This is a genomic window from Hymenobacter plasmatis (assembly GCF_020711255.1).
GTDB lineage: Bacteria > Bacteroidota > Bacteroidia > Cytophagales > Hymenobacteraceae > Hymenobacter.
This window is the reverse complement of sequence record NZ_JAJFAW010000014.1, coordinates 23,488-45,286: the sequence shown is the minus strand read 5'-3', so window position 1 is coordinate 45,286 and position 21,799 is coordinate 23,488. Positions and strand designations below refer to the sequence as shown.

15 protein-coding genes are annotated in these 21,799 nt (G+C 59.5%); 8 read left to right on the top strand and 7 right to left on the bottom strand.

The window, feature by feature from the left end:
* Positions 1–169 precede the first annotated feature (169 nt).
* Positions 170–862 (top strand): DUF4142 domain-containing protein, encoded by a 693-nt coding sequence (locus LJ738_RS11635; protein ID WP_227786486.1) that lies wholly within the window; start codon positions 170–172, stop codon positions 860–862.
* A 105-nt stretch (positions 863–967) separates the two neighbouring features.
* Here LJ738_RS11635 and LJ738_RS11630 read toward each other — a convergent pair whose 3' ends face one another.
* Together LJ738_RS11630 and uvrA are read right to left on the bottom strand one after the other, a co-directional pair.
* Positions 968–1,375, bottom strand: coding sequence for a hypothetical protein (locus tag LJ738_RS11630; RefSeq protein WP_227786485.1), 408 nt, complete (start codon positions 1,373–1,375; stop codon positions 968–970).
* Positions 1,376–1,516: 141 nt separating this feature from the next.
* A complete protein-coding gene (gene uvrA / locus LJ738_RS11625; protein ID WP_227786484.1) occupies positions 1,517–4,564 on the bottom strand; it encodes an excinuclease ABC subunit UvrA in 3,048 nt (1,015 codons plus the stop codon).
* 260 nt (positions 4,565–4,824) lie between these two features.
* Between uvrA and LJ738_RS11620 the strand changes: the two genes are divergently transcribed.
* From LJ738_RS11620 to LJ738_RS11605, 4 genes are all read left to right on the top strand, one after another.
* On the top strand, positions 4,825–5,364 hold the full coding sequence (locus LJ738_RS11620) for a hypothetical protein (RefSeq protein WP_227786483.1): 540 nt from the start codon (positions 4,825–4,827) through the stop codon (positions 5,362–5,364).
* Between the two features lie 139 nt (positions 5,365–5,503).
* Positions 5,504–6,145, top strand: a complete 642-nt coding sequence (locus LJ738_RS11615) for a hypothetical protein (RefSeq protein WP_227786482.1) — start codon at positions 5,504–5,506, stop codon at positions 6,143–6,145.
* A gap of 187 nt (positions 6,146–6,332) precedes the next feature.
* Positions 6,333–7,676, top strand: a complete 1,344-nt coding sequence (locus LJ738_RS11610) for an MBOAT family O-acyltransferase (RefSeq protein ID WP_227786481.1) — start codon at positions 6,333–6,335, stop codon at positions 7,674–7,676.
* Positions 7,677–7,908: 232 nt separating this feature from the next.
* Positions 7,909–9,057 (top strand): alginate O-acetyltransferase AlgX-related protein, encoded by a 1,149-nt coding sequence (locus LJ738_RS11605; protein ID WP_227786480.1) that lies wholly within the window; start codon positions 7,909–7,911, stop codon positions 9,055–9,057.
* A gap of 166 nt (positions 9,058–9,223) precedes the next feature.
* Here LJ738_RS11605 and asnS read toward each other — a convergent pair whose 3' ends face one another.
* Complete coding sequence (asnS, locus tag LJ738_RS11600; protein ID WP_227786479.1) at positions 9,224–10,618, bottom strand: asparagine--tRNA ligase; 1,395 nt, start codon at positions 10,616–10,618, stop codon at positions 9,224–9,226.
* 198 nt (positions 10,619–10,816) lie between these two features.
* Here asnS and rpoN point away from each other — a divergent pair, with 198 nt between their 5' ends.
* From rpoN to LJ738_RS11585, 3 genes are all read left to right on the top strand, one after another.
* On the top strand, positions 10,817–12,409 hold the full coding sequence (gene rpoN / locus LJ738_RS11595) for an RNA polymerase factor sigma-54 (protein ID WP_227786478.1): 1,593 nt from the start codon (positions 10,817–10,819) through the stop codon (positions 12,407–12,409).
* 132 nt (positions 12,410–12,541) lie between these two features.
* Positions 12,542–15,364 carry a response regulator gene (locus LJ738_RS11590; protein WP_227786477.1) on the top strand — a complete coding sequence of 941 codons (2,823 nt, stop codon included), beginning with the start codon at positions 12,542–12,544 and terminating at the stop codon, positions 15,362–15,364.
* A 425-nt stretch (positions 15,365–15,789) separates the two neighbouring features.
* Entirely contained in the window at positions 15,790–17,868 is a 2,079-nt protein-coding gene (locus LJ738_RS11585) for an OmpA family protein (RefSeq protein ID WP_227786476.1), read from the top strand.
* Between the two features lie 203 nt (positions 17,869–18,071).
* On the opposite strand, the gene floA is transcribed toward LJ738_RS11585, so the two are convergent.
* From floA to proS, 4 genes are all read right to left on the bottom strand, one after another.
* Positions 18,072–19,076 (bottom strand): flotillin-like protein FloA, encoded by a 1,005-nt coding sequence (gene floA, locus LJ738_RS11580; RefSeq protein WP_227786475.1) that lies wholly within the window; start codon positions 19,074–19,076, stop codon positions 18,072–18,074.
* 31 nt (positions 19,077–19,107) lie between these two features.
* Positions 19,108–19,572 carry an NfeD family protein gene (locus LJ738_RS11575; protein WP_227786474.1) on the bottom strand — a complete coding sequence of 155 codons (465 nt, stop codon included), beginning with the start codon at positions 19,570–19,572 and terminating at the stop codon, positions 19,108–19,110.
* 54 nt (positions 19,573–19,626) lie between these two features.
* Positions 19,627–20,058, bottom strand: a complete 432-nt coding sequence (locus LJ738_RS11570; protein WP_227786473.1) for a DUF4844 domain-containing protein — start codon at positions 20,056–20,058, stop codon at positions 19,627–19,629.
* A gap of 119 nt (positions 20,059–20,177) precedes the next feature.
* Positions 20,178–21,653 carry a proline--tRNA ligase gene (proS, locus tag LJ738_RS11565; RefSeq protein WP_227786472.1) on the bottom strand — a complete coding sequence of 492 codons (1,476 nt, stop codon included), beginning with the start codon at positions 21,651–21,653 and terminating at the stop codon, positions 20,178–20,180.
* Between the last annotated feature and the right edge of the window lie 146 nt (positions 21,654–21,799).

Sequence of the window (21,799 nt, the reverse complement as noted above, 5' to 3'; positions counted from 1 at the left end):
CAGTAAGTCCCCTTGAACTGACGGGAACAATAAAATATACCCGAACATGCAACAACTTTCCCTTAACTGCCCGTACTACTTCTACTTCCAGCCGGTTGGCTTTTCGTTGGGCTAGCCGCCGGCTAGTTGAGCTAACCACTTCTTTCCTTTCCACACAACCCTTTCTATTATGAAAAGCACCCTCTTTCCTTTACTGGCAACCGGCCTGTTGGCGCTTGCCTCGTGCGGCGACAACAAGTCGAAAACAGCCGAAAACGGCAATGCCAGCGACAACACCATGACCAGCTCGGCCACCGGCGGCGACACTGTGTCGACCACCATGCCGGCTGGCTCCGAAAAGCCCGCCAACCAGCCCCAGAACGCGGGCTCAGCCCAAGGCACTACTACCGGCGGCACCGCCATGGGCGACCCCAATGGCCCCACCGCGCCGCACAAAGACGACAAGGAGTTTATGATGTCGGCCGCGCATAGCGACCAAAACGAGATTCAGCAAAGCAAAATGGCCCTGGCCAAAGGCGTGACCGGCATGGCCAAGGACATGGCCAATAAGATGATTGCCGACCACTCCAAGTCTACGGCCGACCTCAAAACAATTGCCAAAAAGAAAGGCATTACCCTGCCTACCGACATGGACGCCGAGCACAAAGCCATGAAGCCGTCTATGGAAAAACTCACGGGCAAAGCGTTTGAGCAGAAGTATATGGAGCAAATGCAGGCCGACCACCAAAAAACGGCCAACACGATGATGGCCCACGAAAGAATGACGAAGGATGCCGATATAAAGGCCTTTATTAGCAAAACGCTTCCCGTGGTGCAGGAGCACCTGGCCATGGCTCAAAAGAATAATAATATGAAGATATAATCAAGATTTGGTCAGGGCCTCCTCTCAATTATTGTGAGAACCTGGCTAGCTAAAAAAGCCGCTGCAAGTAGTTGCAGCGGCTTTTTTATGTGCATTTCGATTCGGTTAGCGCACCGGCGCGGCGGCCCACTGCAGCTTGTAGGTGTCGCAGCCCAGGCTGGTGATGTTCATGCGAAAAGTACCCGTAGCGGCGGTTTTGGCGCTGAAGTCGCCCTGAAGCTCGAAGCGCCAGGTGCCGCCGGTGGGCGGGTCGAGGGCCACGCCGCTCACCTTGCCGTTCACGATGGAAAAAGTGTCTTTGGGGCCTACCACCTGGCGTTCGAGCCGGCCGCTGCACCGCCAGTAGCCGTCAAACGTCAGCTCCGAAAGCGTCTTGCCGTCGGGCGACACCACAAAACTGATTTTATCGCCCTTCATGCCATTGCTTACGCTGCCCATCCACCGTGTGCTTTTGGGTGGGGACGTGGCAATGGCAACGATGAGCAGACCGGAAAAGAGTACAGATTTCAGCATAAGCAGTAATAAGGTGGGAAAAAGAGGGGCTAAACTACCTGTATTCTCCACGGCCACCAACAAAAACACCGTCGGCAGCCCACAAATTTGTGAGCTGCCGACGGTGCAGGCTAAGAATCAATAAATTGTTTTTTCTATTTATTAGGCCTTCTCCGCTTTTACCTCGCTGTACTTGCTGATTTTCAGTTCCTCGGCCAGGAAACGGGCCGTGTGGCCTTTGTCGGATTTAGCTACCTGCTCGGGCGTGCCTTGGGCCACGATGGTGCCGCCGCCTGCGCCACCTTCCGGCCCAATGTCGATGACGTGGTCGGCCACCTTAATCAGGTCCAGGTTGTGCTCGATGATGAGGACGGTATTGCCCTTGTCAGCGAGCTTTTGGAGCACGTCGGCGAGGTGGTTGATGTCCTCGAAGTGCAGGCCGGTGGTGGGCTCGTCGAGAATGTAGAACGTCTTGCCGGTGTCCTTTTTGCTGAGCTCGGTGGCGAGCTTCACGCGCTGGGCCTCGCCGCCCGAAAGCGTGGTGGCTTGCTGGCCCAACGTGAGGTAACCCAGCCCAACGTCGTTCAGGGTTTTGATTTTGCGCAGAATACGGGGCTGGAACTCGAAGAATTCCACGGCCTTTTCCACCGTCATGTCCAAAATGTCGGTGATGGACTTGCCTTTGAAGCGAACTTCGAGCGTTTCGCGGTTGTAGCGGCGGCCTTTGCAGGTTTCGCAGGGCACGTGCACGTCGGGCAGGAAGTTCATCTCGATGGTGCGAATACCAGCGCCCTCGCAGGTTTCGCAGCGCCCGCCCTTCACGTTGAAAGAGAAGCGGCCAGGGCCGTAGCCACGAATTTTAGCCTCCGCCATTTCGCCAAACAGCTGACGGATTTCGGTGAACACTCCCGTATAAGTAGCCGGGTTGGAGCGCGGCGTGCGCCCAATGGGCGACTGGTCAACTTCAATCACCTTGTCCACCAAGTCCAGTCCTTCGATGCTGCCGTAAGCCAGCGGCTCCTTCTTAGCGTTGAAGAAGTGCTGGTTGAGAATGGGGTACAGCGTGTCGTGAATGAGCGTGGATTTGCCCGAGCCGGACACGCCCGTGACGGCTACCAGCTTGCCCAACGGCACTTTCAGGGTCACGTTTTTCAGGTTGTTGCCCTTGGCGCCTTTCAGCACCAGCTCGGCACCTTCGCCCTTGCGCTTCTTGCGGCGCATTTCGATGTGCTTCTGCCCGCTCAGATACTGCGAGGTGAGCGAGCCAGAGTTCAGAATTTCCTTGGGCGTGCCCGAGGCCACAATGTGGCCGCCGTGAATGCCCGCGCCGGGCCCAATGTCGAGCACGTGGTCGGCGTGCAGAATCATGTCCTTGTCGTGCTCCACCACAATCACCGAGTTGCCGATGTCGCGCAGATGCTGCAGCGCCTTGATGAGCCGCTCGTTGTCGCGCTGGTGAAGGCCGATGCTGGGCTCATCCATGATGTAGAGCACGCCCACGAGTTGGGTGCCAATCTGGGTGGCGAGGCGAATGCGCTGGCTTTCGCCGCCGCTCAGCGTGCGCACCGGACGGTGCAGGTTCAAATAATCCAGCCCAACTTCGAGCAGGAAGCCGATGCGCTTGCGGATTTCCTTGAGCAGCTCGCGGGCAATGACGTTCTGGCGCTCGGTGAGCCGGCTTTCCAAGCCCTCAAACCAGCCTGCCAAGTCGTTCAGGTCCATCACCGACAACTCACCGATGTGCTTGTCGGCCATCCGGAAGTGCAGGCTTTCCTTCTTCAAGCGGTAGCCTTGGCACTCGGGGCAGGTTTGGGCCTGGGCATATTGGGCTATCCACTCGCGGATGTTGTCCGACTCCGAATCCATCTGTCGGCGCAGGAAGGGAATAATGCCTTCAAACGCCTCCGTGTACTGCGTTTTGCTGTCGTCGGCCTCGTCTTCGGTGATGCCGTGAAGCAGGCGCTTGAGCAGGTCCTCGGGCAGCTTCTCGATGGGCGTGTTCAGCGTGGCCTTGTGCTTCTTGAGAATGACCTGCAACTGCTGGAAAATCCAGATATCGCGGTAGTCGCCTAGGGGCGCGATGCCGCCGCGCGCAATGCTCAGCTTGCGGTCAGGCATCACGCTGTCCTCCGTAATTTCCTGCACTTCGCCCAGGCCATTGCAGGTGGGGCAGGCGCCGTAGGGCGAGTTGAAGCTGAACGTGTTGGGCGCCGGGTCGTCGTAGGCGATGCCGGTAGTGGGGTCCATCAGGAAGCGCGAGAAGAACTGCGGCTGCGCTTTTTTCGCATCCGAGTCGAGCACTAGCATGGTGCCTTTGCCGTGCATCAGCGCATTCTGCACCGAGCCGCTGAGGCGGAACCGGTCTTCTTCCTTCACCACGAGCCGGTCAATCACAATTTCGATGTCGTGGATTTTGTAGCGGTCCACCTGCATCTTGGGCGTGATGTCGAGCAACTCGCCATCCACGCGCACTTTGGTGAAGCCCAGCTTGGCAATCTTCTGGAAGTCTTCGCGGTAATGGCCTTTGCGGCCTTTCACTACCGGCGCCAGCACAACCAGCTTCTTGCCGTCGAAGTGCCGCAGGATGTAGTTGATAATCTGGTCGTCGCTCTGCCGAATCATCTTCTTGCCCGTGGCGTAGCTGTAGGCCTCGGCCGTGCGGGCGTAGAGCAGGCGCAGGAAGTCGTAAATCTCGGTAATGGTGCCCACCGTGGAGCGCGGGTTGCGCGAGGTGGTCTTCTGCTCGATGCTGATAACCGGCGACAGGCCCTCAATCTTGTCCACGTCGGGCCGCTCCAGCCCGCCCATAAAGCTGCGGGCGTAGGCCGAGAACGTCTCCATGTAGCGGCGCTGGCCCTCAGCATAAATGGTATCGAAGGCCAGGCTCGACTTGCCCGAGCCCGAAATGCCCGTGAACACCACCAGCCGGTTGCGCGGAATCTTAACCGATACGTTTTTGAGGTTGTGCTCGCGGGCGCCGTACACTTCAATGAAGGGCGCTTCGAGGTGCTGCGAGGCGGGGCTCTGGCCGTTGAGCTGGCCGCTGGTGTGCTCCGTAAGGGGGCCAGCGGCAGGAAGCTCGGTCATGGTGCGCACCGCGGCTGCGGTTTCGGCGGCACTAGCGGCACCGTCTTTGGCTGGAGTTTTCAGCGCGGCGGCCTTGGCTTTGGGGGCTTTGGCAACCGGGGTAGCAGTGGATTTTTTGGCCATTCAGAAACGCAGCGAATAAGTGCGCAAAGGTACGAAAAAGGGAGCCCGAAGGCTAATGGCAACCGCATATTTGCCAGTCGCATTAGCCAGTTGGAATAGGTGCGTTGGTGCACAACAGCAACGCCACGCAGTTTGTGCCCGCACAAGTAAATACCCTGGCAGAACCCGCTGCCAGCTGCGCCGTACCAGTGCGCAGTTTATTGGCACTGTCCTTGCCCATAGTTCAGCAGTACATCCCGCTTTCCTTTAGCGAAATCCTTATGAAACACCTCCTCAAGTCCCTCCGCATTGCGCTGTTTGGCGCTTTTGCGCTGGCCGCCGCTCCGGCTGCCCACGCCCAGGTTAACATCAACATTAATCCGCCCAGCTGGGGCCCGGCCGTGCCCAATGGGGCGCAGTACTACTATATCCCGGAAACCAATGGCTTCTATGATGTGCCGGCCCGCCAGTACGTGGTGTCGCGCAATGGTCAGTGGGTGCGCACCACCACCCTCAACGGCTATAATACCAGCAATTTCCACCCCGTGGTAGTAGACTATGTAGGCGCCCAGCCCTGGACGCGCTACGACGAGTACCGCGCCCGCTACCCCCGCGGCGGCAACCCCAGCAACGGCGCCTTGCCCCCCGGCCAGGCCAAAAAGATGGGTTACCGCGCCAATCCCAGCAATGGCGGCCTGCCTCCCGGACAAGCCAAGAAAATGAACGGTGGCTACGGCGATTATCGCCGCGACGACGACCGTCGTGATGACGACCGCGGCAACGGTGGCAAAGGCAAAGGACACGGGCACGGCAAGCATTAAACTTCCCAGCCGCCTGGCTATCTAATTAATCGGAGCCCCACCTTTCTGGTGGGGCTTTCGCATTACCCACCTATTTGGCACGTTCCTATCGGCTGCCGCGTTATATTTTAATATCCTAAATTCCTTCTTCTAAAACGCAATGAACCCGCTTCCTAAGTTTTTGTGCACAGTCCTGCTGAGTGCATTTGCACTGGCCGCTGCTCCGGCTGCCCAGGCCCAAGTGGGCGTTAGCATCAACATTGGGTCTCCGGCCTGGGGGCCACCCGCTCCCTACGGTGCGCAGTACTACTATATCCCCGAGATTGACGGGTACTATGACTTGTACGCGCAGCAATACATTGTTTACCAAGACGGCTACTGGGTGCCGCTGCCGCAGCTTTATGGTTACGACCCTTACCAGTTCCACCCCGTCGTGATTGAGTACCGGGGCCGCGAGCCATGGCGCCAGCTCGACTATTACCATTCGCGCTATGCCTACCAGCCCTACCGGGTATATAGCCGCGGCCGCGATGGCTACTACCCAAGCGCTGGCTACGGCCGGCCCGGCTATGCCCGGGCATACGACAACCGCGGCGGCTACTCGGAAAACCGTGGCTACGACAACCACAACCAGGGCCAGTACTCCGGCGGCAACCGTGGCTACTCCAACAGCCCGTACCAGAACGGCGGCTACAACCGCAGCAACGGCGGCCAAAGCCCCCAAGGCCAAGCCCACCAGGGCGGCGGGCGCGGCGACTCGGGCCAGGGCCGCGGGGGCTACTCCCGCAGCCGACGCGATTAACTGGCGAGGCTTTTTGCTAAAGCCTTGCCATTACTAAGTGCCGCATAACTTTGAGGCTGCCCTATTGGGCAGCCTTTTTTTTTCGCCGATGGTATTCAGCAGCATCCTCTTTCTTTTCTACTTTCTTCCGGGCTTTCTCCTGGTTTATTATGCCGTACCAACGCGTTTTAAAAACACGGTGGCGCTCGTGGCCAGCCTCCTATTTTACTCCTGGGGTGGCCTCAATTTCCTGGCCCTTTTTCTCGGCTCAGTAGTAATCAATTTTGTGCTCATCCGCTACATGGATGCCGCGCCGGAGCGCTGGAAGCAACGAATCTTCCTTATTCTAAGCATCATTCTCAACGTGGGAATGCTGTTTTACTTCAAGTACGCCAACTTCTTTCTCGACAACGCAAGCAGCATCCGTAGCTATTTCGGCGGGCCGCCGCTCACCTGGGAAAAAGTAGTGCTGCCCATCGGCATCTCCTTTTTCACCTTCGAAAAGCTAACGTACTCCATCGACGTGTACCGCGGCGTGAACAAGCCCCTGCGGAGCTTTTGGGATTTCATGCTGTACATCATGCTCTTTCCCAAAATGATAGCCGGGCCCATCGTGCGTTTCCACGAAATAGCCGGCCAGCTCAACGACCGCACGGCTTTCGACACCATAGACCATAAGCTGGCCGGTGCCTTCCGCTTTGTGATTGGGCTGGGGAAAAAGGTGCTCATCGCCAATGTGCTGGGCGAGCAGGCCGATGCCATTTTCAGCCTTGCGCCAGCCACCCTTTCGGCGCCCCTGGCTTGGGTGGGGGCGGTAGCCTACACTTTCCAGATTTACTTCGATTTCTCCGGCTACTCCGACATGGCCATCGGCTTGGGCCGGATGATGGGCTTTCAGTTTCCCGAGAACTTCAACAACCCCTACATCTCGCGTTCCATCACCGAGTTCTGGCAGCGCTGGCACATCACGCTGGGCCGCTGGATGCGCGACTACCTCTACATTCCGCTGGGCGGCAACCGCGTGAAGCCCAGCCGGCTCTACGTCAACCTTTGGACTGTGTTTATCCTCTCGGGCTTCTGGCACGGAGCGGCCTGGAACTTCATCGCCTGGGGCGCCTTTCACGGCTTTTTTCTCATTTTGGACCGCCTTTTTCTGCTCCGTTTATACCAGAGAATCGGGGTATTGAGCATTCTGCCCACTTTCTTCATCACCGTAGTAGGCTGGGTGCTGTTTCGGGCCGAAACGCTGGCTGGGGCCTTCGCCTACCTGAAGCGCATGGCGGGCACCAGCGCCGCAGCCGTAAGCCCGCACGAAGCCAACCTGCCCAACTTGACCAATGAGTTCTGGGGCATGCTGAGCGTGGCTGGCATCATTGCCTTCGCAGCGGCGTGGCCCAAAGTAGAATCCTGGGAGCTGCGCGTCCTGGCCAAAGCCCATTTTAGCTGGCGAGGAGCCATCGGCCTTACCATTGCCACGGTGGCGGTTTTGGTTGTCAGCATGAGTTACATCGTGAGCAGCTACTTCAACCCGTTCATCTACTTCCGATTTTAGCACCCGACGCATTCTGCCGCTTTCTCTTTTCTCTACCCGAGCACCTTCTTATACTGTGAGACTTATTGTTAAACGCTTATCCCTGGGAGTAATTTTTGCCTTGCTGGTGGCCTTGGTGCTGCAGGCCAAATTTCACGTTGTTGAGGAGCATCGATTGGGCGGGGGGTACGCTCTGGCTTCTAGTCCCACGTTTTCTTGGGCTGACTTCCAGAGCGGTACTTTCCAGCCAACGTTGGAGCGCTATTTGGAGGACCACATTGGCTTTCGCCCCGCCTTGGTTCGGCTCCGAAATCAACTGGCGTTCTCCCTGTTTAAAGTACCTCGCTCGAGTGGCATTCTCATTGGGCGGCACAACGTTTTATTTGAAACGCTGCAAGCCAAAAGTTACGGTGGCTACCAGCTGCTAGACGAAGCCCGGGTCCGCTCCCGGGCCATCCGCCTGCGCACCGTGCAGCAAGACTTAGCCAAGCGGGGCGTCCAGTTCTTGTTTGTAATGGCCCCCAACAAAGCGCGCTTTCAACCAGAAGACCTGCCGGCGGCCATGCAAATTGCACCGGGAACCCCCTCTAACTACAGCCGCTACATCAAAGCACTGCAGGCCAATGCCGTCAACCTCTTGGACATGGTACCTTTGTTTGCAGCCTGGAAGAAAACCGAGCCCTACCCACTGTTTTCGCGCGCTGGCACCCACTGGAGCGGCTATGGTGCCACCCTTGCCGCCGATACCTTGCTGCGGCGGCTGGAACAGTTGGGCAGCCTGCGCTTTCCCACAATGCGCACCGTCGGGCCGCCCGTGCTGGTGCAAACCACCGACTCGCTGCGGGGCAATGACAATGACCTGGCTACCCCCCTCAACCTGCTGCAGCAGACCGAACCCATTCCGGTAGCTTACCGCCAACTGGCTTTCGACCCGCCCCGACCTGGCCAAACCCGCCCCCCCGCGTTGTTTGTCGGTGACAGCTTTCTCTGGGGCCTGAGCCAGTTTAGTCCTTACCTGACCAGTTGCTTTGCCGATGACACCCGCTTATGGTACTACGGAATGGCGGTATACTTACCCGACAAAGCATTCACGCCTACGGGATTGGGCTGTCAGGATGTCGATTTACAACAGCAAATCGAATCGCGCCAATTTATTGTGCTGATGATAACGGAGCACAATCTAATCAAAAGCGAGTTTGGCTTCACCGACCGGGTGTATCGGCTCTATCACCCCTATACCCCAGCCGAGAATGTGGTAATCGAGCAGATTGCCAACAAACTAATTACCGCCGAAACTACTCAACAACCTGATTCGGCCTGGGCGCACCAAGCACAGGCTGGTTACATGGCCAAAATTCGTGCGGAAGCCGAAGACATTTACATCCTTCAGCATCGAAACTGACCAGCCCCGTGCAGGAGGTCATCGAGAGTTTTTGACCTACTAAAACTCCTTTAGTTGAGCCAGCTCAATTCGAACGTGCCAAAACCAGCCTACTTATTTCAAGACTTACCTCAATTCATAAAAAAAGGCGGCCCTCATCGGGCCGCCTTTTTTTATGAATTGAGATTTAGAACGCCGCGTTCTTGGGGAAGCGCGGGAAGGGAATGACGTCGCGGATGTTGGACATGCCGGTTACGAACAGCACCAGGCGCTCGAAGCCCAGGCCGAAGCCGGAGTGCGGCGCGGTGCCAAACTTGCGCAGGTCGAGGTACCACCAGAGGTCTTCGGTGGGCACGTGCATTTCGGCCATGCGGGTGGTGAGCTTGGTCAGGTCTTCTTCGCGCTGCGAACCGCCGATGATTTCGCCGATGCCGGGAAACAGGACGTCCATGGCGCGCACGGTGCGGCCGTCTTCGTCCAGCTTCATGTAGAAAGCCTTGATTTCCTTTGGGTAGTTGGTCAGGATAACCGGCTTCTTGAAGTGCTTCTCGACGAGGTAGCGCTCGTGCTCGCTCTGCAGGTCGGTGCCCCAATCCACGGGGAACTCAAATTTCTGCTTCGCCGATTTCAGGATTTCTATCGCCTCGGTGTAGGTGAGGCGCTGGAAATCGGTTTCGACTACTGAGTTGAGCCGGCTTAGCAGCTCCTTGTCGTACTGCTCGTTGAGGAAGGCCAGGTCGTCGGCGCAGTGTTCGAGCGCATATTTTACCAGGCTTTTGAGGAAGTCCTCGGCCAGGTCCATGTTGTCTTCCAGCTCGTAGAAGGCCATTTCCGGCTCAATCATCCAGAACTCGGCCAGGTGGCGGGCCGTGTTGGAGTTTTCGGCCCGGAAGGTGGGGCCGAAAGTGTAGACCTTGCCCAAGGCCATGGCCGCAATCTCGCCCTCGAGCTGGCCCGACACGGTGAGGTTGGTTTGCTTGCCGAAGAAGTCCTCGGTGAAGTCCACGGAGCCGTCGGCGGTGCGGGGCGGGTGCTCGGGCGCCAGCGTGGTTACGCGGAACATCTGGCCCGCGCCCTCGGCGTCGGAACCGGTGATGATGGGCGTGTGGACGTAGTAGAAGCCGTTTTTGTTGAAGTACTCGTGCACGGCAAACGCCAGGGCGTGGCGCACGCGCAGCACCGCCCCGAAGGTGTTGGTGCGGGGGCGCAGGTGCGCAATTTCGCGCAGGAACTCCAGCGAGTGGCCTTTTTTCTGCAGCGGATACTCTTCCGGGTCGGCTTTGCCGATAACGGTAATTTCGGTGGCCTGGATTTCGACGGTCTGCCCTTTGCCCTGCGAGGCCACCAGCGTGCCGCGCACGGCCACCGAAGCGCCCGTAGCTACGTCTTTTAGGCTATCTTCCGGAAACTTTTCGGCATCGGCCACCACCTGCAGGTTGTGGATGGTGGAGCCGTCGTTGACGGCGATGAACGCGACGTATTTGTTGCTGCGGCGGGTGCGAACCCAACCTTTGACGAGAACTTCGCGGTCGAGCTCCTGGCTCGACAGAAGTTGCTGCACGGTGGACCGTTTGAGGGACATAACTTAGCGGAGAAGCGGGTGATAAGGGGGCAAAGGTAGCCGTAACTCCAACTTGTAGTTGGGGAATAGCGCAGCAATGCGTGAGTATAGCGTTGGGGCTGCCTTAGCTGGCAGCGGGAGTTGTGGCCGTCGCCAACTTTTCATGCCAAATTTTAGTAAAAACGGCTGCCGGCCCGGCCTTTTCGTATTTTCGTTCCTATGCAACGCCTCGACCTTAAACAGCTCCTTTCCCAAAAGCTTAGCCCGCAGCAGATTCAGTTTATTAAGCTGCTGCAGATTCCTACGGCCGAGCTTGAAACCCGCATCAAGGAGGAGATGGAGGTAAACCCCGCCCTGGAAGAGGACGAGGCCGACGACGAGCCCGAGGAAATGGAGCGGGACGAGGACGACAGCGACGATTCGGACGACCCCGATGCGTCCCTCGACAACGACGAAAACACGCTGGACGAAGATTTCGACGACCGCGGCGCCGACCAGGAAATGGCCGACGAAATGCCCGAGCCCGACCTTCAGCCCAAGGACGAAGGCCCCGTGGACAGCGAAGCTGCGCCCGACAACACCGACCTCGACCTGAGCGACTACCTCAACGACGACGAAATAGCCGGCTACAAGATGCAGGGCGACGGCCCCGGCGAAGAAGAGGAGCGCGACACGCCCCTGGCCGACACCAGCGGCTCGCTCATGGATTCGCTGCTCGACCAGCTCCACTTTGCCGACCTCGACGAGCGCCAGGAGGCCATTGGCCAGCAGCTCATCGGCTCCATCGACGGCGACGGCTACATCCGGCGCGACCTCTCGGCCATTGCCAACGACCTGGCCTTTTCGCAGAACCTGGAAGTGACCGTGACCGAGATTGAGGCCGTGCTGCGCGTGATTCAGGGCTTCGACCCGCCCGGCATTGGCGCGCGCGACCTGCCCGAGTGCCTGCTGCTGCAGCTCGAGCGCCGCCCCCAGGACGAGGCCACCACCAACGCCGAGCGCATTCTCACCGAAACGTTCGACGAGTTCAGCAAGAAGCACTACCCCCGCATTCAGCAGAAGCTGGACCTTGAGGACGACGAGCTGAAGGAAGCCATCAACGTCATTCTGAAGCTCAACCCCAAGCCGGGCGGCAGCGGCCCCAGCGGCTTGGGCAAGACGCAGTACCTGATGCCGGACTTCATTCTGACGAACGACAACGGCATCTTCAACCTGACCCTGAACGCCCGCAACGCGCCCGAGCTGCGCGTGAGCCCGGCCTACACCGAGATGTTCCGGACCTACGACAAGGCGGCCAAGAAGGACGCTAAGATGAAGGAAGCCGTGACCTTCGTGAAGCAGAAGCTGGACTCGGCCAAGTGGTTTATCGATGCCATCCGGCAGCGCCAAAACACGCTGCTGCGCACCATGAATGCCATTGTGGAGCTGCAGCGCGACTTCTTTGCCGAAGGCGACGAAGGCAAGCTCAAGCCGATGATTCTGAAGGACATTGCCCAGCGCATTGGCATGGACATTTCGACGGTGAGCCGCGTGGCCAATTCCAAGTCCATTCAGACGGAGTTTGGCATCTACCCGCTCAAGTACTTCTTCTCCGAAGGCATTGCCACCGACTCGGGCGAGGACGCCAGCAGCCGCGAGGTGAAAAGCATCCTGAAAGAGTTGATTGGCAAGGAAAGCAAAGAGCGCCCCTTAAGCGACGACAAACTGGAGAAGATGCTCAACGCCCGGGGCTACAACATTGCCCGCCGCACCGTGGCCAAGTACCGCGAGCAGCTCAATATTCCGGTAGCCCGCCTGCGCAAAGAACTTTAGCGCTTCGAGGAATGAGGAAGTTCGAGCACTTTAGCTCAATTCCAATTCTTCATTCCACATTCTTCATTCTTCATTCAGCGCAGCGCCTTCCCCCGAAGCGTTCTGCTTATTGTCAGGCATCTTTGTAAGGTGATGACAGCTAATGACTCCTCGCTCCTGCCGGACGACCCGGCCGAACTCCGCGCCCTGCTCCTGGCCGAACGCACACGCTGTGCCGAGGCCAAGGCCGAGGCGGCCCGGCTGCGCACCGCCGGCCGCATCCCCCAGCTCAACCCGAATCCGATTTTGCGGCTAAGTGCTGCCGGGGAGCTCCTGTACGCCAACCCCGCGGCGGCCATGCTGGCCGATGAGCTGCAAGCCAAAGGGCCCTCGCGGGTGCGCCCGCAGCTGATGCAGGCGGCCATGCAAGCGCTGCGCAGCGGCGAGAAGCTGCAACGCGACTTGCTGGCCAACGGCCTGCAGTTTCTACTGTTTGCGGTGCCGGTGCCGGAAGAGGGCGTTGCCATGCTGTACCTCACCGACGTGACCGCGCAGCGGCAGGCCGAGCAGGATACCCGCGAGCAGCGCGAGTTCTACGAAACCATTCTGGCCCACTTGCCGGCCGTGGTGACGGTACTCGACCCCGACCAACGCTACCGCTACGTGAACCCCTACGCCGAACCCGACCCGGCGCTGCGGAAAGCGCGCGTGGGGCTGAATTTTGCCGACCACTGCGCCAACGTAGGCTTGCCTCCCGCGCTGGCCGTGCGCCGGCGCCGCCTGTTTGAGCGCGCGGTGACCAACCGCGAGGTGGTGAGCTGGGAAGAGCGCTGGCCCGGGCCCACCGGCGAAATCGCCATTTATTGGCAGTGTTATTACCAGCCCATCTTTGGGGCCGACGGGGTGCTGCGGGAAATGATGTGCTACGGCCTCGACATCACGAACCGGCGCCAGGCCGAGGCGCGCTCCCGCCAGAGCGAGGCCCAGGCGCTGGCCCAGCAAACGTTCACCAACCTAGTGCTGGACCTCAACCCCAACCTAATTTGGGTGCGCGACGCCGAAGGACGCACCATATTTGAGAACGCCGAGATGGTGGCCCTGCGCAGCCGCGTGAGCCAACTGGCAAACGTCGACTCTATGGAGGCGGCCTTGAGCAAAGAGGAACTCCAAACCTCGATGCAGGCCGACCAGCAAGTCCTCCGCACCGGCGAGCAGCTGACCATTCAAACCTCGGTGAAGCTGGCCAATGGCGAAGCGCGCTGGTACCAGACGGTGCGCTGCCCGCTGGTGCTGGCCGACGGTACGGCCCAGGTACTCGGCGTGAGCACTGACATCACGGACCTCAAGAACGCCCAGCACGCGGCCGAAGCCGCGGCCACGTCCCGCGAGAATTTTCTGGCCAACATGAGCCACGAAATCCGGACGCCGCTAAATGGCGTGCTGGGTATGACCAACCTGCTCGTCAAGACCGGCCTCAACGAGCAGCAGCGCAACTACACCGCCATTATCCAGCATTCGGGGCGCCACCTGCTCAACGTGGTGAACGACGTACTCGACATGGCCAAAATCACCTCCGGCAAGCTGGATTTGGAGCAGTCGGCCTTCAACCTTTGCGATTCGATGGGCAAGGCGGCCGAGCCGCTGGTGATACAGGCGCAGGAAAAGGGCATCCGGGTGGTAGGCACGCTGCTGCGCGACTCCTGCCCCCTGCCGTGGGTGGTAGGCGATTCGTACCGGCTCAACCAGATTCTGATTAACCTGCTGTCGAACGCCATCAAGTTTACGCCGTCGGGCGGCACGGTGTCGGTGGGCGGGTACTTCGTGAGCGAAACCGAAGACACACTCACCACCGAGTTCCGGGTGACGGACAGCGGCATTGGCATTGCGCCCGACAAGCTGGAGAGCATCTTCCAGGAGTTTACCCAGGCCTACGCCGACACCACCCGGCAGTTTGGGGGTACGGGCCTGGGCCTGAGCATCAGCCGGGCACTGGTGGCCCAGATGGGGGGCCGGCTCACGGTGCAAAGCCAGCACGGGCAAGGCAGCTCATTTTCATTCATTACGACCCTGCCCAAAGCCAGCGCCGAGGCTCGGCGTACGGCCATGGGCCCCGTGGTGCCGGTGCAGGAAGCGGCTGTGCGGGGCCGCCGCGTGCTGCTGGTAGAGGATAATCCCGTGAACCGCGAAGTAGCCCAACTGCTGCTGGAAAGCCACGGCGTAATCGTCGACGAAGCCGCCAGTGGCGTCGAAGCCCTGGTGCTATTCGAGCAAAGCCGTTACGATGTCATCCTCATGGATATCCAGATGCCAGGCATGAATGGCCTGGAAGCCACGGCCCACATCCGCGCCTACCCCGATGCTGCGCGGGCCGCCACGCCCATCCTCGCCCTTACGGCCAACGCCTTCCGGGCCGATGCGGAAAAGTATGCCGCCGCGGGCATGAACGACACCCTGCCCAAGCCGTTCGACGAAGCCGAGTTGCTCAGCAAGCTGGCCTCCCTGATTGCGGGCGCCCCTGGGCCCCTGGTGGATCTACCGCGCCCGGATTCCCTTCCCGATGCACCTCCGGCGGAGGCTCCCGCACCGCCGAGCGAACCTGCCACGACCCCAGCAGCCAGCCCAACCGCGGCTCCACCCGAGGCAAAACCACCCTTCGACCTGGCCCTGCTGCACCAAACGGCCCGCGGCAATACGGCCTTCATGAACCGCATTCTGACATCCTTCCGCACCAACACACCCGGCAGCGTAGCCGACCTGCGCGCAGCCCAAGCCACGGCCGAATGGCCCACCGCGGCGGCTGTGGCCCACAAGCTGCGGCCCTCGCTGCAGCTGCTCGGGGCCGCCGGCCTGGCACCCTTGCTCCAATGTCTGGAAGCCGCAACCAGCTCCGAAGCCGAACGCCAAAGCGCAACCGAACAGCTGGCCCAGGGACTGGAAGAGCTGCTGCGCGTGCTGCCGATGGAAGTACCCGCCTGACGACATTCTGGTTCCGAAGGAATGCTGCCGTACAGCACTCCGCTTGGCCAACCGGCTATCATGGTCGGTGGCCAGGCGGGTAGTGCAGCGGCCGGCAACGACGCGACTGCCCACGAGCATCGGCGGGTGGCCCAAGCGCCAGCGTAACCAGCAAAATTCCGCCCTTGCCCGTGCACCCAGCCAAGGCGCGGCGCCTTGCCCCGCCATGGCCCAAACGCGCCTAAAACCACTTCATTATCAGCTACAAACAAGCCGTATCAAACTGTTTTAAGAAGCGGCAGCGGGACGGCAATGCACGGCGCAATGTGGCCCGGGAACTAGTTTTTCATTAGGTTAGCTGTAAATAAAGCCGCTTGGGCCTGCTACTGCGCTGATAATCTGGCCAGCCATGCCCCTGAAGTTTTACTTTTTCTGCTATTCCTTCTATGATTAATTCCTTTGTGTCTCGCCTATTGGCCCTTGGGCCGATAGCGCTGTTGCTCCTGGCCGCCCCCACCGTTCAAGCGCAACACGTACTGTGGGCAGCCCGCTTGGTAGCGGTGTCGTCGCAGAAATCGGAAGGCAAGGAGCCCTTCTCTCCATCTCAGGTACTGAGCACGCCAAATGCCCTGCCGCTGGGCCAAATCAGCAACGACGCCTGGATTCCGAAAAAAGAAGGGCCCAACGAGTTCATCGAGGTTCGCTTTGCCCGCTCAATAGCTGCCCAGCAGGTGACCGTGGTGGAGAACTTCAACCCCGGCTCCATCACCAAAATTGAGCTGGTAGATACCAAAGGCGGGCACCACGAGGTGTACTCCAACGACAACCCCGGCCCGCTGCCCGAGCCCTTCCGCACCCTGGAAGTGCGCTTCCCCGCGGCCGAATACCGCACCCTGGGCGTGGTGGTGCGCATGAACACCGGCAAGGTGGAAGGCGTGAACCAGATTGACGCCATCGGCATCGCCGACGTGGCCTCCACCATGGTAAAAAAGGCCTTTGACGCGCCCAAAGGCCCCGACGCGGTGCTCTCCACGCAGTTCGACTCGTCGCTGGTGAACCTGGGCCCGAACGTAAACACGCGCTACGTCGACACGCACCCCGTTATCTCGCCCGACGGCCGCACGCTGTACTTCGCCCGCCAGAGCCACCCCGGCAACGTGGGCGGCAGCCGCGACCCGCAGGACGTGTGGTACTCTACATTGGCCAGCGGCAAAAACAGAACCTGGAACCAGGCCAAAAACCTGGGCAGCCCCGTGAACACCCCCGACGACCCCAACGGCCTCGCCTCGGTGTCGGCCAATGGCCAAAGCGCCATTCTCATCAACATTTATAACCGCGACGGCACCCTCGACCCCTTGGGCTGCAGCCTCAGCAAGCGCACCCGCATGGGCTGGACACAGCCCGTACCGCAGGACATCAAAGACTTTATCAACAACGACAAAGAACACGTCGATTTCTTCCTGGCCACTTCGGGCAAAGCCCTGCTGATGGCCGTGGACCGCCCCGACGGCAAAGGCGGCCAAGACATCTTCGTGAGCTTCCCCGTGCCCGATGCTCCAAATGCCTGGACCAAGCCCAAGAACCTGGGCCCGAACGTGAACACCGACAAGTCGGACTTTGCCCCCTTCTTGGCCGCCGACGATAAGACCCTATACTTCGCCAGCGAAGGTCGCGGCGGCTACGGCAAATCGGACATTTTCTACACGAAGCGCCTCGACGATACTTGGACCAACTGGAGCCCGCCCCGCAACCTGGGCCCGGTGGTGAACTCGCCTGACTTCGACGCTTACTACACCATTTCGGCTGCCGGCCAGGATGCGTACCTCGTGTCGTCGCGCAATGGCATCGACAACTCCAAGGACATCTTCCGCATCTCACTGGCCCCCGCGTTCCAGCCCGAAGTGGTGACGCTGGTAACCGGCCGCGTGCTCGACGTGAATACCAAGAAGCCCGTGCGCGCCATCATTCACTACGAAAACCTGCTCACGGGTGAAGAAATCGGGGTAACCGAAACCGACCCCGTCGACGGTTCCTACACCATTGTGCTGCCCAGCGGCGTGCAGTATGGCATGCGCGCCGAAGCCAAAGGCTACCTCGCCGAAAACGCCAACCTCGACGTAACGGCCAAGGACAAATACTCGGAGCAGAAGGAGGACCTGTTCCTCGTGCCCTTCAATGTGGGCCAGACGGTGAAGCTGAATAACATCTTCTTCCAGCAGAGTAAGTACTACTTGAACACCAGCTCTTACCCCGAGCTGGCGCGTCTCATCCGGATTATGAAGGACTACCCCACGGTAGAAATCAAAATCTCGGGCCACACCGACAACCAGGGCGACCCTGCTCTCAACCTGAAATTGAGCCAGGACCGGGTGAATGAGGTGAAGAAATACCTCAGCAGCCACGGCATCAACGGCGGCCGCATCACCACCGAGGGCTACGGCGGCACCAAGCCCATTGCCAGCAACGACCAAGAGGAAACGCGGGCCAAGAACCGCCGCGTAGAGTTTACCATCACGAAGAAGTAAGCCCTGCGCTTAGCTTACTGTCTGTCATTGCGAGCGCAGCGAAGCAATCCGTCCTGGTCTCAGCGACTAGCCTCCTAATGTGAAAAGCCCCGGCTCTGCTCAGAGCCGGGGCTTTTTTATTTGGGCCTGTCACAACTCAGGGGCTGGTTGCAGGGAGAGGACGGATTGCCACGGCCTGCGGCCTCGCAATGACAAACGGGACGTTAGCTCTGCCGCCCTTCTTCCCTACCCGGCTTGATACTGCCGCTGCCACTACCGCCGGGGTTCGCAATGGAATCGCGCATTTCGGTATCGGCCTGCACGTTGCGCATTTTGTAGTAGTCCATCACGCCCAGGTTACCGCTGCGGAAGGCTTCGGCAATGGCTTTGGGGATTTCGGCCTCGGCTTCGACCACGCGGGCCTTGGCGTCCTGGGTTTTGGCGCGGTTTTCCTGCTCCACGGCCACGGCCATGGCGCGGCGCTCTTCTGCGCGGGCCTCGGCCACGCGCAAGTCAGCCGCGGCCTGGTCCATTTGCAGCTTGGCCCCGATGTTTTCTCCGATATCCACGTCGGCAATGTCGATGGACAGGATTTCGAACGCCGTGCCCGCATCCAGGCCTTTGGAGAGCACCAGCTTGGAAATCTTATCCGGGTTTTCCAGCACTTCCTTGTGCGATTTCGACGAGCCGATGCTGGTCACGATGCCCTCGCCTACCCGCGCCAGAATGGTTTCTTCGCCGGCACCGCCCACCAGTTGGGCAATATTGGCGCGCACCGTAACCCGGGCAATAACAATGAGCTGAATGCCATCCTGCGATACCGCCGCCACGTTGGGCGTGTTAATCACCTTTGGGTTCACGCTGGTGGTCACGGCCTCAAACACGTTGCGGCCCGCCAGGTCGATAGCAGTGGCCTGCTTGAAGGTGAGCGGAATATTGGCCTTATCGGCCGAAATCAGGGCTTTGATGACGCTGGGCACGTTGCCCCCGGCCAGGAAGTGCGTCTCCAGGTCGTTGGCGGTCAGCTGCAAGCCGGCCTTGGTAGACGTAATTAGCGAATTGACGATGAGCGAAGGCGGCACCTTCCGAACCCGCATGAAAGCCAGCTGAAACAAGCTCACCCGCACCCCCGAAAAAATAGCCGTGACCCACAGGCTGATGGGGAAAAAGTACAGGAACACGAGCAGCACAACGGCTGCTACCGCCAATGGAAATAAGGGGAAATTCATGCCGTAAGGTAGCGCAGAATTTTACACCCAACTATGCAGCTGCTACTATAATGCGGTTGTGCTCAATTCCCAACACGCGCACCTGGCTGCCGGTGGCCACAAATTCGCCCCGCGTCACCACTTCGCGCCGCTCGGCCCCAAACAGTGCCGTGCCCGACGGCCGCAGCGCCGAAAGGGTACGGCCCACCGTGCCGGGCGCCACGTCAGGCCACCTCACATCCTTCACCGCCGCAGTATTCACGCTGTTGAGGGCCACCCGCGCGAGGTTTTTGGGCCGCAGCCCCACGTACACTATCAGCCCGGCCAGCGCTACCACGCCGCCCAGTGCGTAGTGGCCCACCGGCGTTCCAAAGTCGCGGTAGCCCATCCATATGCCCACCACCAGCAGCGCAAAGCCGACGAAGCCCACCACGGTGGTTCCGGGGATGAAAATGACTTCAGCCGCCACAAACAGCAGGCCGAACAACAGCAGCATCGCAATAGTGAGCCAAGGCATGGGCGTACAGAAATGGGTTACTTAAAGATACGCAGTGGCCAGCTTCCAGGCTACCTAGCGCTTGGCCGAAGTGGGCTTCTTTTCCACAAAGGCCGTGAGCAGACCTTCGGAGCTTTTTAGTCCCACAATATCCAGCAAGGCCTGGTAGTAGACGGCGAGGTCCTGGCGCTCTTCCACCTTCTTCACCAGTGGGTTGAGCTGGTTTAAGCCGGAATCCAGGGTTTGTAAATAGGCCTCCTTGGTGGGATTATTCGAGGTGATGGCCAAAAATTCGGTGGTGGACTGCACCAGAATGCGGTTAAGGGCGGGCCGCGCCTCCACGGGCAAAGAGGCGGGGCGCTTGTCGGTTACCAACCCGTCTTGGGTCTTTTTTAGAACCTTCTCAAGTTTCGCCGCTGCTCTGGTTGGCACCGCGAGGGGGGTGAGCGTTTGGGCGTGGCCAGCAAAAGTTGCTGACAGTATCAGAATGAATAGAAGTTTACGCATAGCAAGGAAAAGGAGAAAAAAATAGGGCTGCGCAATTGCGCAGCCCATTACCTTGCTAAGGTAGCGCTTAACGCTAATAACTAAGTATTAAATTTCAGGTATTTGCTTAAGCAAACTGTTTAGTATGCCCGTGCAAAGTAGGCGCGGCGCGTACTTGGCTTGCCGGTCACCATGCACACGCCGTCTTCGTCGGGCTCGTTCAGGGCCAGGCAGCGCACGGTGGCTTTGGTCTCGTCCTTGATGCGCTCTTCGGTTTCGGAAGTGCCGTCGTAGTGAGCCAGCACAAAGCCCGCCTCGTTGTCGAGCACGCGCTTGAACTCGTCGTAGCTATCCACGCGGGTGGTGTGGGTTTCGCGGAACTTCTTAGCCTTGGCGTAAATATTGAGCTGAATGTCATTGAGCAGCTGGTCGACGCTGGCCACAATATCGGCGAGCGGCAAGCTCATTTTCTCCTTGGTGTCGCGGCGGGCTACCTCCACGGTGCCATTGTCGAGGTCGCGGGCGCCAATGGCCAGGCGCACGGGCACGCCCTTCATCTCCCACTCGGCAAACTTGAAGCCGGGGCGCTCGGTGTCACGGCTGTCCACTTTCACGGCAATCCCGCGCGCGATGAGGCCCTGCTGAATGGGCCGGATGCGCTCGAGCAGCGCGTCGAGCTCGCCGGTCTTGTAAATGGGCACGATGACCACCTGAATCGGGGCCAGCTTGGGCGGCAGCACCAGGCCTTCGTCGTCGGAGTGGGCCATTACGAGGGCGCCCATTAGGCGGGTGCTCACACCCCAGCTGGTGCCCCACACGTGCTCCAGGCCGCCTTCTTTGGTGGCATAGGTCACGTCAAACGCCTTGGCGAAATTCTGACCCAGGAAGTGGCTGGTGCCGGCCTGTAGGGCTTTGCCGTCCTGCATCAGCGCCTCGATGCAATAGGTATCCTCGGCACCGGCAAACCGCTCGTTGGGGGTTTTCACGCCCTTGATAACGGGTAGGGCCATGTGCTCTTCGGCAAACTCGGCATACACATCGAGCATCTGGCGGGTTTCGGCCACGGCTTCTTCTGCGGTGGCGTGGGCCGTGTGGCCTTCCTGCCACAGGAATTCGGCAGTGCGCAAAAACAGGCGGGTGCGCATTTCCCAGCGCACTACGTTGGCCCACTGGTTGATGAGCAAAGGCAGGTCGCGGTAGCTCTGCACCCAGTTCTTGTAGGTGCTCCAGATGATGGCCTCCGATGTGGGGCGCACCACCAGCTCTTCCTCCAGCTTGGCGGCCGGGTCTACACGCAGCTTGCCGGGGTTGTCCGGGTCGGTTTGCAGGCGGTAGTGCGTTACCACGGCGCATTCCTTGGCGAAGCCCTCGGCGTTTTTCTCCTCGGCCTCAAACAGGCTTTTCGGGATGAAGATGGGGAAGTAGGCATTTTCGTGGCCAGTGCGCTTGAACATATCGTCGAGCTGGCGCTGCATTTTTTCCCAGATGGCGTAGCCGTAGGGCTTGATAACCATGCAGCCACGCACGGCCGAGTTTTCGGCGAGCCCGGCACGCTTCACTAACTCATTGTACCAAAGCGAATAATCTTCTTGGCGGGTGGGCAACTTTTTGCTCATGGGAGGCATCTTAAAATTAATTGAAATAGTTCCAAATTCTGGTACAAGATTTGACCTAACCCAGTGGCACCGTTTCGGGGTCAAATTACGTTACTAATGCGCGGACATAGCATTGAGTCTATTTGCTGGATTGCCCGCACTAGGTG